At 71.3% G+C, this 13,341-nt stretch carries 12 protein-coding genes; 6 read left to right on the top strand and 6 right to left on the bottom strand.

From position 1 onward, the window contains the following. Positions 1–82: 82 nt before the first annotated feature. Positions 83–379 (top strand): toxin-antitoxin system HicB family antitoxin, encoded by a 297-nt coding sequence (locus IE195_RS07640; RefSeq protein WP_191268842.1) that lies wholly within the window; start codon positions 83–85, stop codon positions 377–379. Further along, complete coding sequence (locus IE195_RS07635) at positions 376–852, top strand: type II toxin-antitoxin system VapC family toxin (protein WP_191268839.1); 477 nt, start codon at positions 376–378, stop codon at positions 850–852. The genes IE195_RS07640 and IE195_RS07635 overlap by 4 nt, the downstream gene beginning before the upstream one ends. 64 nt (positions 853–916) lie before the next feature. Here the strand turns inward: IE195_RS07635 and IE195_RS07630 are convergent, their stop codons facing one another. From IE195_RS07630 to IE195_RS07620, 3 genes are read right to left on the bottom strand one after another with little or no spacing between them, the layout of a single operon-like run. Further along, positions 917–1,561, bottom strand: a complete 645-nt coding sequence (locus tag IE195_RS07630; protein ID WP_191268838.1) for a hypothetical protein — start codon at positions 1,559–1,561, stop codon at positions 917–919. 50 nt (positions 1,562–1,611) lie between these two features. Further along, positions 1,612–2,844: a winged helix-turn-helix domain-containing protein gene (locus tag IE195_RS07625; RefSeq protein WP_191268836.1), complete on the bottom strand. Its 1,233-nt coding sequence runs from the start codon at positions 2,842–2,844 to the stop codon at positions 1,612–1,614. Positions 2,845–2,902: 58 nt separating this feature from the next. Then, on the bottom strand, positions 2,903–4,855 hold the full coding sequence (locus tag IE195_RS07620; RefSeq protein WP_191268834.1) for an acyl-CoA dehydrogenase family protein: 1,953 nt from the start codon (positions 4,853–4,855) through the stop codon (positions 2,903–2,905). Positions 4,856–5,205: 350 nt separating this feature from the next. Between IE195_RS07620 and IE195_RS07615 the strand changes: the two genes are divergently transcribed. Beyond that, the gene (locus IE195_RS07615; RefSeq protein ID WP_191268832.1) at positions 5,206–6,030 is read left to right on the top strand and encodes an exodeoxyribonuclease III; all 825 of its coding nucleotides are present in this window, start codon (positions 5,206–5,208) and stop codon (positions 6,028–6,030) included. 32 nt (positions 6,031–6,062) lie between these two features. Continuing rightward, a complete protein-coding gene (locus IE195_RS07610) occupies positions 6,063–6,974 on the top strand; it encodes a ribokinase (protein WP_191268830.1) in 912 nt (303 codons plus the stop codon). A gap of 48 nt (positions 6,975–7,022) precedes the next feature. Here IE195_RS07610 and IE195_RS07605 read toward each other — a convergent pair whose 3' ends face one another. After that, on the bottom strand, positions 7,023–7,628 hold the full coding sequence (locus IE195_RS07605) for a YceI family protein (protein ID WP_191268828.1): 606 nt from the start codon (positions 7,626–7,628) through the stop codon (positions 7,023–7,025). A gap of 333 nt (positions 7,629–7,961) precedes the next feature. Then, entirely contained in the window at positions 7,962–9,707 is a 1,746-nt protein-coding gene (argS, locus tag IE195_RS07600; protein WP_191268825.1) for an arginine--tRNA ligase, read from the bottom strand. Positions 9,708–9,805: 98 nt separating this feature from the next. Between argS and IE195_RS07595 the strand changes: the two genes are divergently transcribed. After that, a complete protein-coding gene (locus IE195_RS07595; RefSeq protein WP_191268823.1) occupies positions 9,806–10,249 on the top strand; it encodes a protein-tyrosine phosphatase family protein in 444 nt (147 codons plus the stop codon). Between the two features lie 12 nt (positions 10,250–10,261). On the opposite strand, the gene plsX is transcribed toward IE195_RS07595, so the two are convergent. Then, the gene (gene plsX, locus IE195_RS07590) at positions 10,262–11,344 is read right to left on the bottom strand and encodes a phosphate acyltransferase PlsX (RefSeq protein ID WP_191268822.1); all 1,083 of its coding nucleotides are present in this window, start codon (positions 11,342–11,344) and stop codon (positions 10,262–10,264) included. Positions 11,345–11,800: 456 nt separating this feature from the next. Here plsX and IE195_RS07585 point away from each other — a divergent pair, with 456 nt between their 5' ends. Then, complete coding sequence (locus tag IE195_RS07585) at positions 11,801–13,144, top strand: KamA family radical SAM protein (protein ID WP_191269104.1); 1,344 nt, start codon at positions 11,801–11,803, stop codon at positions 13,142–13,144. Positions 13,145–13,341 lie beyond the last annotated feature (197 nt).

Raw genomic sequence — 13,341 nt, 5'->3', positions numbered from 1 at the left:
CGGATCCGGGGTGCGGCCCGGCGCCGTGCCGGTTGCGGGGAAAACTCTTGCCTGCAGGCATGCATGCATCTAGGCTGCGGTCATGAGTCAGATGACGTGGAGAGCCGAAGAAGAGCTGATGCGCAGGGTCAAGTGCTCTGCCGAACGCCGCGGTGTCAGCCTGAACGAGTACGTGACCCGGGTGATGCGGGCGGTGACCGACCCGGACCTGGAGGGCGACGAGGCACGGGCCGTCCGTGCCAAGCTCGCGCAGGCCGGGCTGCTGGACTCCTCGGGTACCCAGCGCTCCCGCCCCAGCCGTGAGGCCGTCGAGAGGGCCCGCCGGGCGGCGGGCGGGGGAACCCAGCTGGAGGACCTCGTGGCGGAAGGGCGCGAATGAGCGTTTTCGCCGACACGTCCGCTGTGGTCAAGCTGTACGCGGACGAGTACGGCAGCCAGGCCGTCCGGGACCTGGCGCAGCCGCTGGTGGTGTCGCAGATGACCAGGGTCGAAGTCCCCGCCGCCCTCTGGCGCAAACACAGGATGGGGGAACTGGGCGCCGAGGACACGCGGGTCCTGGTGGCCGAGTTCGAGGCCGACTACTTCGGCGCCCCCGGTGAGGAGCGGCGCCTCTCAGCGGTCAGGGTCACAGCCGAGATCCTGGAGGAGGCGGTTCGGCTGACGGCGGTGCACGGCCTGAGAGCTTACGACGCCGTGCAGCTCGCCTCCGCCAAGGCCGTTCGGTCGGCCGACCCGGGATGTACCTCATGCGCGGTCTTCGACAAGAACCTGCGTGCCGCCGCGGCGATGGAGGGCTTCTCCCCGCTGCCGGAGGAGACCTCTCCGTACGGCCCCCGCGTCGAGCGCGTCTGACCCCGGGCCCCGAGCACCGGGCCGCACCCCGGACCCGGGGCGCGGCCCAGCGTCACGTTCCGTCTCAGGGGACCGTCACCAACAGATCGTCGAGGAAGGCGTCCACGTGCTCCTGGCCGTCCTCCCAGGCGCCGGCGGGCATACCGCAGGACTGGGCGAAGCGGAGTTCGTCGTCGCCGTGCCAGAGGACTCCGGCCCGGGAACCGGCGTCCGTCTCCTCGTTCACCGTCTCCACGGCGGTGAACTCCACGCTCTCCCCGTCGTCGGTGGGGACCTCGACCGGGTCGAGCGGGGTGATCGGGGTGTCGGTCAGATCGTCGCCGAACACGTCCCCCGGGACCGTGAGCCACAGCAGCGCGCTGTCCTGGGGGCTGCGGTCCAGTTCCTCGGACTGCTTGGCGTGCCCCTCCATGAGGTTGAGGGTGACGCTGCACCCGTCCCGGACGAAGACCGCCAGCCCCTCTTCGCCGCCCCCGCTGTCCGTCCACGCCGGAAGGTCCTCGGGGACGAGCCAGGCGAGCTCGCCGTCGGCCGGGATGGAGGTGTACTCCCGCTGCGGCTCCTCGGTCTTCTCCGTTTCCACCGCGGCCTCCACCTCGGGAGCCGCCTCGTCCGTCTCCTCGCCCTGGGCACAACCAGCGGTCAGGAGCAGGGTCGCGGCTCCGGGCAGGAGGGCCACTCTCTTCGCCGTGTCTGGAATCTCTGGCATGCACCAGATCATGGCAGACCCGGCCCGCGCATCCGGGGCCGTTTTCCGGATCACCTCCGGGGGGAGTCCAGCCCCTCGCCGCCGACGCCGTTCTCCAGGCCCAGCCAGGCGGCCATCTCCTTCAGCTGCTCCACCAGTTCGGGCACGGTCTCGGCGGGGGCGTCCTCCTCCAGGGTGACCCGGCGGGCGAGCAGGGTGCCCGAGGCGCGGTCGGCCTTGAGGTCGACCCGGGCCACCAGCTCCTCGCCCAGCAGGAACGGCAGCACGTAGTAGCCGTGCACCCGCTTGGCGGCGGGCACGTAGATCTCCAGCCGGTACCGGAAACCGAACAGCTCCTCGGCGCGGTCGCGCGTCCACACCAGTGAGTCGAAGGGGCTCAGCAGGGCGCGGGCGTCCACCCGGCGGGGGACGCGGGCGTCCTTGTGCAGGTAGGCGGGTCGGCCCCAGCCGCGCACGGTGGCCGGGACGAGTTCCCCGGAGTCCACGAGGTCGGCGACAGCGGCACGGGACTCGCTCCCCTTGAGCCGGAAGTAGTCGCGCAGGTCGGGCTCGGTGGCGATCCCGTGGGCACGGGCGGCGATCGCCACCAGCTCGCGGTGGGCCTCCTCCGGGGCGGGGTGGGGCAGTGCGTGCACCTCGGCGGGCAGGACGCGTTCGGGCAGGTCGTAGCGGCGCTCGAACTGGCTGTTGCGGCCGTTGGAGGTGAGGTCGCCGATCCAGAACAGGTACTCCAGGCACTTCTTGACCTCGGACCAGTTCCAACCCCAGTGCTCCTTGGCGCGCGGCGCGTCGTGGGCCAGGGCGGCCTCGACCTCGCGGGCGGTGGCCGGACCGATCCGGGCCACCTCCTCGTGCACCGCCTTGACCAGTTCGGGCCTGTCCTCGCGGATGCCGTTCATCCACCCCACCCGCTCCTGGGCGCGGTTGCGTTCCATGCGGTACCGCATGAGGCGGTGGGTCGCGGGCGGGACCAGGCTCGCCTCGTGCGCCCAGCACTCGACCAGCCGCGCCGGGCTGTTGCCCGCCGCGGTGGTGGCGGCCCGGTCCAGCAGCGCGGGATCGTAGCCGCCCAACCGGGCGAACACGGGCAGGTACTGACTGCGGGCCAGCACGTTCACGCTGTCGATCTGGAGCAACCCCACCCGGCGCACGACGCGCGCCAGATGGGTGAGTGTGGGCCCGGAGCCGGGGCGCGGGTCGTGGAAGCCCTGGGCGGCCAGGGCGATCCGACGGGCCTGGGACAGGGAGAACTCCGCGTCGCGGCGGGGGTGCGGTGCAGGCATCTGATCACCGTAGGCCCAGCCGACGACATTCCCTGGAACAGGACCCCCGGGGCGGGAGTCAGCCCATCCGGCGGTGCTGGTCCTCCTTCTCGGAGGGGCCGGGCGCGGCCGGGGCGATCAGCGGTCCGGGGAGCGACGGGTCCAGGACGCCCTCCTCCAGCCAGGTGTAGGAGTCGTCCATCAGGCGGCGGGCGAGCTTGCCGTCCAGCTCGTCGGTGTTGGACCACAGCCCCTCGAAGAGGGTGTCGATCCGGAGCCGGGCCTGGTGGCAGAACACGTCGGCCAGCTCGAACGGGGTGGTGCCGCGCTCGGGGTGCGCGTCCGTGTCGGCGCGGGCGCGCACGACCACGGCGCTCATCGCGAACAGTTCGGCGCCGATGTCCACCACACGCCCGAGGAAGCCCTGTTTGACCTCCATCTTCCCCTGCCAGCGCGACATCGCGTAGAACGTGGACCGGGCCAGCCTGCGCGAGGAGCGCTCGACGAAGCGCAGGTGGGCGGCGAGCGGTCCGAACTCCGCGAAGGCCGAGGGCACCTGGCCCCGGCCGACCACGAGGGTCGGCAGCCACCTGGCATAGAACCCGCTCGCCCGGGCCACGGCGCGTGCCTTGTCGGACCGGCTGGTGTCGGGGTCGATGATGTCCCCGGCCACGGACAGGTGCGCGTCCACCGCCTCGCGGGCGATCAGGAGGTGCATGATCTCCGTGCTTCCCTCGAAGATCCGGTTGATCCGCAGGTCGCGCAGCAGTTGCTCGGCGGGCACCCCGCGCTCGCCGCGCGCGGCCAGGGATCCGGCGGTCTCGAAACCGCGTCCGCCGCGGACCTGGACGAGTTCGTCGGCGATCGTGTACGCCATCTCCGAGGCCCACAGTTTGGCGATGGCGGCCTCGATGCGGATGTCGTGCCGCTTGTCGTCGGCCATCTGGCTGGACAGGTCCAGCATGGCCTCCATGGCGTAGGTGGTGGCGGTGATGAAGGAGAGCTTCTTGGCCACCTCCTCGTGTCGGCCCACCGGTCGCCCCCACTGGACGCGTTCGCGGGCCCACTCGCGGGCGACCTTGGTGGCCCACTTGCCTCCGCCCGCGCACATGGCGGGCAGGGACAGGCGGCCGGTGTTGAGGGTGGACAGGGCGATCCGCAGCCCGTGCCCCTCCTCGCCGATCCGGTTGGCGGCGGGTACCCGCACCCGGTGCAGACGGGTGACGCCGTTCTCCAGTCCCTTGAGCCCCATGAAGCGGTTGCGGTGCTCCACGGTGATCCCGGCCGAGTCGCCCTCGACGACGAAGGCCGTGACGCCGCCGCGGTGGCCGGGGCCCTCGGGCACGCGGGCCATCACCACGAGTAGCTCGGCGACCACGCCGTTGGTGGTCCACAGCTTGACCCCGTCCAGCACGTACTCGGAACCGTCCTGCGCGGGCGTGGCCGTGCAGCGCAGCCGCGCCGGGTCGCTGCCGACGTCCGGTTCGGTGAGCAGGAACGCGCTGATCGCGCCTTCGGCGCAGCGGGGGAGGAAGGTGTTCCTCTGCTCCTCGGTACCGAACATGGCGACCGGTTGGGGGACGCCGATGGACTGGTGCGCGGAGAGCAGGGCGCCGATCGCCGGTGAGACGGAGCCGACCAGCATCAGGGCGCGGTTGTAGTGGACCTGGGTGAGGCCGAGTCCGCCGTACTCGGCGGGGATCTTCATTCCGAACGCGCCGACCTCGCGCAGGGCCGCGATGGTCTCGTCGGGGATGCGCTCCTGGAGTTCGATCCGCTGGGGGTCGATGCCCTCGCACACCCGCCGCAGTTCGGCGAGGAAGGCCTCACCGCGTCGGCGGGAGGGTTCGTCGGGTTCGGTGAGGGGGTGGATCAGGTCCAGCCGCAGGCGGCCCAGGTACAGCTCCTTGGCGAAGCTGGGCTGGCTCCAGCCGCTCTCCCGGGCCTGTTCGGCCACCTGGCGTGCCCTGCGTTCGTCGACCTCGGGTTCGGGGTCCTGGTTGGTGCCGGAAGCGGGTTCGACCGTCGACATGGGCGCGTTCACCTCACTGCGGGAATAGCGGATGTGGTCCGTGTCACAGCCGTACCCGTGGTCGTGGTATCTGACGCCCGCTGCCCTCAACGAGTCGGACCCCCGCCGTCCCGTGCGGTCCGGTTCGACGGAGTCCCTGATCACGGCCCCGCAGGCGATTTTCTCCCCGTCTCCGGGGAAAAACCTTGCGCGCAATGCGAACCGTTTGGGTGGGTCGGCCGTCCAACGGGGCGCGACGGAAACCAACCGTGCATGTGCCGGGAGTCGCCGAACCCCGGTGCGGAGGACGGCCGCACCGGGGTTCCTTCGTGTCCGGCCAGGTCGTCGGCGCGATCCTCTAGCCTTTGGCTGTGCGTATCGCGACATGGAATGTGAACAGTGCCCGCGCCAGGGCCGAACGGATCGGCGACTGGTTGGACCGGAGCGAGGTCGACGTCCTCGCCGTCCAGGAGACCAAGGCCCGTGACCACCAGTTCCCCGAGTCGGTCTTCACCGACCGCGGGTACGAGGTCGCCCACCACGGCCTCTCCCAGTGGAACGGGGTCGCGATCGCCTCGCGCGTGGGGCTGGAGGACGTCCGGATCGGCTTCCCCGGCCAGCCCGGCTACGGGGACCCCGAGGAGCGTGAGGCCCGCGCCATCGCCGCCACCTGCGGCGGCGTCCAGGTGTGGAGCCTGTACGTGCCCAACGGCCGCGAGGTCGACCACCCCCACTACGCCTACAAGCTCCGCTGGCTGGAGGCCCTGCGCCAGGCGGGCGCCGAGAGCCTGGCACGTGACCCCGAGGCGCAGATCGCCTACACCGGCGACTTCAACATCGCCCCGAAGGACGAGGACGTGTGGGACACGGCCGCCTTCGAGGGGCTCACCCACGTCACCGAACCCGAACGGGCCGCCTTCGCCGGGCTGGTCGACGCCGGTTTCGCCGAGGTGGTGCGCGATCACACCCCCGGCCCCGGTGTGTACACCTACTGGGACTACAAGGGGCTGGCCTTCCCCAAACGCAAGGGCATGCGCATCGACTTCGTGCTGGCCTCGCCCGCGCTCCGGTCCAGGGTGACCGGCGCGAGCATCGATCGCGAGGAGCGCAAGGGCAAGGGCGCCTCCGACCACGCCCCGGTCATCGTCGCCCTTGACGGTGCCGACAGCCAGCCGGTCGACCGGCCCAGGAAGTGAGTGGCACAGTGAGCAGCGAAGCGGGTTCCCGGATGAGTACCGAAGCGAGCGCGGCGCCGCGCCTCGCCGTCCTCGGCAGCGTGAACATGGACCTGGTGGCCTACGTGGACGAGGTGCCGGACGGCGGCGAGACCGTCACCGGCACCGGCTTCCGGCAGATCCCCGGCGGCAAGGGCGCCAACCAGGCGGTGGCGGCCGCACGGGCCGGGGCCGATGTGGCCTTCCTCGGCGCTGTCGGCGACGACGCCTTCGGCACCGAACTGCGTGCCAACCTGGCCCGGAGCGGGATCGACGCCACCGGACTGCGCACGGTCCCCGGGGTGTCCGGGATCGCGCACATCGTCGTGGACGGCCGCGGCGGCAACCGCATCATCGTCGTACCCGGCGCCAACGGCGGGGCCGGGGTGGCCGAGGGCGACGAGGCTCTGGTGAGCGGAACGGCGGCCCTGCTGCTCCAGCTGGAGCTGCCGATGGCCGCGGTGGTGGCCGGTGCCCGTCTGGGCCGGAGCCTGGGCGTACCGGTCTATCTGACGCCCGCCCCCGCCCGGGAGCTGCCCGAGGAGCTCCTGGAGAACGTGGACGTCCTGGTCCCGAACCAGCACGAGGCCGCCGCGATCACGGGGCACACCGAACCGCGCGCCGCTCTGGCTGCGCTGCTGGAGAGGGTTCCCGAGGTGCTGCTGACGCTCGGCGAGGACGGGTCGCTGTACGGGCGCCAGGGCGAGGAGCCGGTCCACGTTCCGGCCCGTCGGGTGGAGGCGGTGGACACCACGGCGGCCGGCGACACCTTCTGCGGTTCGTTCGCGGTCGCCAGGGCGGAGGGACGGACTCCGCGTGCGGCGATGGAGTTCGCCGCGGCCGCTGCCGCGATCTCCGTGGGACGGCACGGAGCCAGCTCGTCGATGGCCTCGCGGGACGAGGTCGAGGCCCTGCTCAGGGGCTGAGGCGCGGGACCGCTGTGCGTGGTCGGGCACGTGCTCTGGGCGGTGCGCTCAGGGCGTGTGCCCGATCTGCTCGAGGAACGGCGCGGGATCCTGGTTCTGGAGGCGGACCTCCAGCACGATGTCGACGGTGTCGCCGACGATACGGCCGCCCCAGGGGGTGCCGCCGCCGTCGCCGACCCCGAATTCGGCCAGGCTGATCTGGGTCGTGGCGGAGAAGAAGTGGCCGTGGGTGTCGTCCGGGGAGCCCAGGTCGGGGGCTTCACCGACCCATTCGGAGTTCAGGACGACGGGAACGGTCGTGCCGTGCAGTTCGAGGTCGCCGTGCAGGCGGAAGGAGTTCTGTCTCCTGACCGGTTCCACCCCGGTGGAGGTGAAGCGGATCCGGGGGTGGTGGTCCACGTCCAGGAAGTCGGCGGAGCGCAGGTGCGCGTCGCGGGCGTTGACCCCGGTGTTGAGGCTCGCCGCGTCGATGACGACCTCCACCGAGGACCGCGTGGGGTCCTGGGCCACGCGGACCTGTCCCTCGGCCTGGCCGAAGGCGCCCTGGACCCGGCCGAAGCGCAGGTAGTGGGCGACGAAGATCAGACTGGAGTGCAGCGGGTCGAGGTGCCAGGTACCGGTGTCCGGGCCGAACCTCGTCGGAGCGGATGTCATGGGTGATAACTCCCTTTTGCCCGATATAAGACATTGGTCAGCACACTTTAGGTCTGACCCCTGACCACGACCCCGGATTCCGCTCCGACCTGCGGAGAGACATTCGACTCGCCTTCCCCGGGAAGTTCCCGGAACCGCCTCTGGCGCGGCGGATCACCCCTCGCCGGAGGGCCTCGGACAGCCAGGGGGACTTCGGTCACGGCCGGTTCCGGCCACCCCGTCAGCACGGACGCGCGATCGGCTGCACGGACACACGAAGGGAGGGCCGGGGCGTGACGCCCCGGCCCTCCCTGGTTCGACCGGCCGGCGGGCCCGGACGGCCCGCCCGGCCCGCTACATGTGCTCGGGCGATTCCACGCCGAGCAGGTCCAGCCCCTGGACCAGCACGCGCAGCGCCACGGAGACCAGCGCCAGCCGCGACTCGCGCTCGGCGTCGGTCCCGGCGGTCAGCACCGGGCAGTGCTCGTAGAAGGCCGTGAGGCTCTGCGCCAGCTCGAACAGGTACGTGGACAGGCGGTGCGGCTGGAGGAGGTCGCCGACCTGCGCCACCACGGCACCGAAGCCCAGCAGCTTGAGCGCGAGCTCGCGCTCGGCGCCCTCGGACACGCTGATCCGGCCGTCGATCCGCTGCGGGTCCACCCCGCCCTTGCGGAAGATGGACCGGATCCGGGCCTGCGCGTACTGCAGGTACGGTCCGGTGTTGCCGGTCAGCGCCAGCATGCGGTCGAAGTCGAACACGTACTCGGTGTCGTGCGAGACCGACAGGTCCGCGTACTTCACCGCGCCGATGCCGACCTTGTAGGCGATCTCCGCCTGGCTCTCGGCGTCCAGGTCGGGGCGGTTCTGGGCGACCACGGCCGCGGCCCGCTCGATCGCCTCGCCCAGCAGCGCCATCAGCCGGACCGGCGCGCCGCTGCGGGTACGCAGGATCTTGCCGTCGCTGCCCAGGACGTTGCCGATCTGCACGTGCGTGGTCTCCACGCCCTCCGGCAGCCACCCGGCCTTGCGGGCGGTGGCCCAGACCATCTTGAAGTGCATGGCCTGCGGGGCGCCGACCACGTACAGGATGCGGTCGGCCTTGAGGTCGTCCACCCGGTACCGGACGGTCGCCAGGTCCGTGGTGGCGTAGCCGTAGCCGCCGTCGCTCTTGCGGATGATCAGCGGCACCGGCTTGTCCTCGCGGCCGGTGAAGCCGTCCAGGAACACGCACAGGGCGCCGTCGCTGACCTCGGCGATGCCCTTGGCCTCCAGCTCCTCGCACACGTCGGCGAGCATCGCGTTGTAGCTGCTCTCACCGGCCAGGGCCTCGTCGTCGAGGGTCACACCGAGCTTGGCGTACACCTTGTTGAAGTAGACCCTGGACAGGCCCACCAGCTTGCGCCACAGGCGCAGCGTCTCCTCGTCGCCGCCCTGCAGGGCGACCACCCTGCGGCGCGCACGGGCGGCGAAGTCGCCCGGGTCCTCCCCCGCGGAGTCGAACTTGGTCCGGGCCGCCTGGTAGAAGGCGTTCGGGTCGGTGGTGAGCAGGTCGGCCTCGGCGGACTCCTCACCGACCTCCAGCAGATGCTCGATGAGCATGCCGAAGGGGGTGCCCCAGTCACCGATGTGGTTCTGCCGGATGACGTTGTGGCCCAGGAACTCCAGGGTCCGGGCCAGGGAGTCGCCGACCACCGTGGTGCGCAGGTGTCCGACGTGCATCTCCTTGGCCACGTTGGGCGCGGAGTAGTCGAGCGGGATGTTCAGGCGCTCCTGCACGGGCACGCCCACGCGGGGGTCGTCGAGGAGCTGGCGGGTCTGGTCGGCGATCCAGTCCTCGCGCAGTGTGAGGTTGATGAAACCCGGACCGCTGACCTCGACGTCACGGCAGACGTCGGACACGTCGAGGTGCTCCATGATCGCCGCGGAGACCTCGCGGGGCTTTCGGCCCAGGCGCTTGGCGAGCGCGAGTGCGGCGTTCGCCTGGTAGTCAGCGAACTGGGACGGGCGGATGACGGGGTCGGTGTCGGCGAACTCGGGGCCGAAGGCGGCGCCGAGAGCGGACTGGACCCGTCGCGAGAGTACTTCCTGCGGGTCGGCCATGGTGCCAAGCCTACCGACCGGCCGTGCCCTTCCCGCCAGTCGTTTACCGGGACGCACCGCTCCGGTACGGGGCCGCGGCGGCCGGATATCCTCTTCCGGTGAGCGATCAGAGGAGTGATCCGTGGCAGCCGGGGACCGCCGGGCTGCTGAGGCTGCCCTCGGGCCGAGCCGTCCGCGGCCGGGGGCTGGGGTACCCGCTGCCGGAGGGCCCCCGGCCCGAGTTCGCCCTGTACCTGTTGGACCACGAACCCCCGACGTTCCCCTGGACGCACCGCTGGGTGCGCTGGGAGGACTTCGGGCTGCCCGCCGACCCCGCCGACACCCTGTCCCGGTTCCGCCAGGCCCTCGAACGGGCAGGGCGGGAACGGGTGGAACTGGCCTGCCTGGGCGGTCGCGGTCGCACCGGGACGGCGCTGGCCTGTCTGGCGGTGCTGGACGGGCTCCCCGCAGGGGAGGCCGTGTCCTACGTGCGCGAACACTACTCCCCGCACGCGGTGGAGACCCCGGAACAGGAGGCCTACGTGCGCGCCTTCACGCCCTGAACCGGGCCCCGGTCAGCGGTCCTCGCCGCGGCGGTGGAGCCAGTGCGGGGAACGGGGGTGCACCCTTCGCCGGATCTGGTCGCCGATGCGGCCGCCCGACAGGTCGTGGGCGAGCTGGCAGGCGTGCGCGATGCCCTCGGGGTGGCTGTCGCCGTGCGCGATGACCACCGTGCCGGTCAGGCCGAGCAGGGCGGCGCCGCCGTAGGTCTCGCTGTCGAACCGCTCGCGCAGCCTCCTCAGGGCGCCGCGCTGGAGCATCGCGCCCGCCTTGGCCGCGGTGGACGAGGTGAGCGCCTCCCTGACGGCGTCCATGGTGAAGGCGGCGGTCCCCTCGATGGTCTTGAGCGCCACGTTGCCGCTGTGCCCGTCGGTGACGACCACGTCGACCTTCCCGGAGAGCAGGTCGTGCCCCTCGATGTTGCCGCGGAAGTCCATGGTCTCGGAGCCCTCTGCGGCGCCGGCGAGCAGCTCGCTGGCTCTGCGGATCAGCTTGTTCCCCTTGCCCGGCTCCGAACCGATGTTCAGCATGCCCACCCGGGGCCGCTCCACGCCGAAGGCGGTCTGCGCGTAGGCACAGCCCAGGTGTGCGAACTGGACCAGCATCTCCGGTTTGGCGTCGGCGTTGGCCCCGGCGTCCACCATGATGGTGGGCACCCTTCCGGTGGGAAGGGTCACGGCCAGGGCCGGGCGCAGCACTCCCGGCTGGGTGCGCAGCCGCACCGTGGAGGTGGCCACGATCCCGCCGGTGGATCCGGCGGACACCAGCGCGTGGGCGTCGCCCCGGCGGATCAGCCGGCAGGCCACCGCGGCGCTGGAGCGGGGACGCCGCCAACTGGCCAGGGCCCCTTCGTGCATCGCGATGTCGTCCTCGGCGTGGACCACCGGGATGTCGCGCAACGCGCCCTGCTCGGCGAGCATCGCGGCGATCTCGGTCCGGCGCCCCACGAGCAGGACGCGCAGGCCCAGCTCGCGCACGGCCCGGACGGCACCGTGCACGATCTCCTGGGGAGCGTTGTCGCCGCCCATGGCGTCCACCGCGATGATCGGCGGTGACGTGCGCGGGGCCGGGGCGTCCGCGTCGGGAGTGCCAGTCACTGCTTCCTCACACGGTCGGTCGGTGTTGGTGGGTGGGGTCCGCGGGGCGGGGTAGTGTGTGCCGTTCGCACGCTTTCGGGTGGGTTCGCGGCAGGGGCGAGCGAGCCCCCGCCGGGCCGCGCTGGATGGTGTGGTGACACGCTATCGGGTCGCCCCCGCCCTGCCTGCGGACGGCACGTTCCCGCGCCCACCTGCGCCCATGCGAGGATACTTGCAGTATGTCCAGGTCAGGGCTGGATATTGCGCAAGGTGGGTACAAATCCCCTAGTCGGGGTATATCCGCTCGCTGGCTCGGTCGCCCGAGAAAGCCCCGAGCGCAGACGACAACCAAATTTTCATCCCACGGTGGTCCCCCGGTACCCGTATGCCGGAACCGCCGGATCAGGGCTGCCCTCCTCCCAGGGGAGGCCCCTGGTGAACCAGCAGGAGAGGAGAGGCGTGAGCGTTACGCCTGACGTGGCACAGTCCCCGTCCGCCGGACGTCGGTTTCGTGCCTACACGACGAAACACCTTGACGAGCTCACGGCGCGAGCCGGCCTCGCGGCCGACGAGCAGCTCGCGGTCAAGGCGGTGGCCCATGTGCTTCCGTTCCGGGTCAACAGCTACGTCATCGATGAGCTGATCGACTGGGACGCCGCTCCCGACGATCCGATCTACCGCCTGGTCTTCCCCCAGGCGGACATGCTGCCCCAGCACGACGTCTCCAGGATCGCCGACCTGCTGTCCGCGGGCGCGGGGCGCAAGGAGCTGAACGAGGCCGCCAACCAGGTCCGGGCCAAGCTCAACCCGCACCCCGCGGGCCAGATGGACCTCAACGTGCCCACCTCGGGCAACGAGGAGCCCATCCCGGGGATCCAGCACAAGTACAAGGAGACGGTGCTCTTCTTCCCGAAGCAGGGGCAGACGTGCCACGCGTACTGCACCTACTGCTTCCGCTGGGCGCAGTTCGTCGGCGACGCCGACCTGAAGTTCGCCTCCGGTGAGATCGACCAGATGGTCGACTACGTGCGCTCGCACCCCGAGGTCACCAGCGTCCTGTTCACCGGTGGCGACCCGATGATCATGGGTGAGGGGGTCATCTCCCGCTACATCGAGCCGCTGCTGGAGATCGAGCACCTGGAGGCCATCCGGATCGGGACCAAGGCGCTGGCCTACTGGCCGCAGCGCTTCACCACCGACCCGGACGCGGACGACACGCTCCGTCTGTTCGAGAAGGTCGTGGCCTCGGGCAAGAACCTCGCGTTCATGGCCCACTTCTCGCACCCGAACGAGATGAACTCCGAGCTCGTACAGGACGCCGTGCGCCGGATCCGCGCCACGGGGGCGGTCATCCGCACCCAGGCACCGCTGATCCGCACGATCAACGACGACTCGGCCACCTGGGAGAGCATGTGGCGGACGCACCTGCGCCACGGCATGGTGCCCTACTACATGTTCGTCGAGCGCGACACCGGCCCGCAGGACTACTTCGCGGTGCCGCTGGCCGAGGCCTACGACATCTTCCGCGGTGCCTACCAGCGGGTCTCGGGCCTGGCCCGGACCGTGCGGGGTCCGTCGATGTCGGCGACGCCGGGCAAGGTGTGCGTGGACGGTGTGACGGAGATCTTGGGAGAGAAGGTCTTCGTCCTGCACTTCATCCAGGCGCGTGACCCGGAGCTGGTCGGCAAGCCCTTCTTCGCCAAGTACGACGAGAAGGCCGCCTGGCTGTTCGACCTGAAGCCGGCGCTGGGCGCCACCCACTTCCCGTGGGAGCAGGCCCCGGTCGGCGACAACGGCCTGGTCGACCCCACCCGCCTCTAGGGCGGACCGCCGCCGGGGGAGGAGGAAGCGCGCCTCCGGCGGCGGGAGGGCCGCGTAGCGGTCGGTGGTAGACGGGCGGAGCCCGGCACCTGGTGGGTGCCGGGCTCCGCTCGTGTCCGCTCCGTGGACGGAAACAGGCCGTCGCGGGACGGGAGTGGACCGCGAGGCCCGACGGATCGGACACGTTTCCTGGGCTG

The sequence above is a fragment of the Nocardiopsis terrae genome, assembly GCF_014651695.1.
Classification (GTDB): Bacteria; Actinomycetota; Actinomycetes; order Streptosporangiales; family Streptosporangiaceae; genus Nocardiopsis; species Nocardiopsis terrae.
The sequence above is the reverse complement of the archived record's forward strand: the minus strand, read 5'-3'. Positions and strand labels throughout refer to the sequence as shown.

Bases quoted from the DNA above. Each gene is read 5' to 3' on its own strand.
- IE195_RS07640 (WP_191268842.1), top strand. From the start codon at position 83: ATGAGTCAGATGACGTGGAGAGCCGAAGAAGAGCTGATGCGCAGGGTC.
- IE195_RS07630 (WP_191268838.1), bottom strand. From the start codon at position 1,561: ATGCCAGAGATTCCAGACACGGCGAAGAGAGTGGCCCTCCTGCCCGGA.
- IE195_RS07610 (WP_191268830.1), top strand. From the start codon at position 6,063: ATGAGTACCGAAGCGAGCGCGGCGCCGCGCCTCGCCGTCCTCGGCAGC.
- IE195_RS07635 (WP_191268839.1), top strand. From the start codon at position 376: ATGAGCGTTTTCGCCGACACGTCCGCTGTGGTCAAGCTGTACGCGGAC.
- IE195_RS07620 (WP_191268834.1), bottom strand. From the start codon at position 4,855: ATGTCGACGGTCGAACCCGCTTCCGGCACCAACCAGGACCCCGAACCC.
- IE195_RS07625 (WP_191268836.1), bottom strand. From the start codon at position 2,844: ATGCCTGCACCGCACCCCCGCCGCGACGCGGAGTTCTCCCTGTCCCAG.
- argS (WP_191268825.1), bottom strand. From the start codon at position 9,707: ATGGCCGACCCGCAGGAAGTACTCTCGCGACGGGTCCAGTCCGCTCTC.
- IE195_RS07605 (WP_191268828.1), bottom strand. From the start codon at position 7,628: ATGACATCCGCTCCGACGAGGTTCGGCCCGGACACCGGTACCTGGCAC.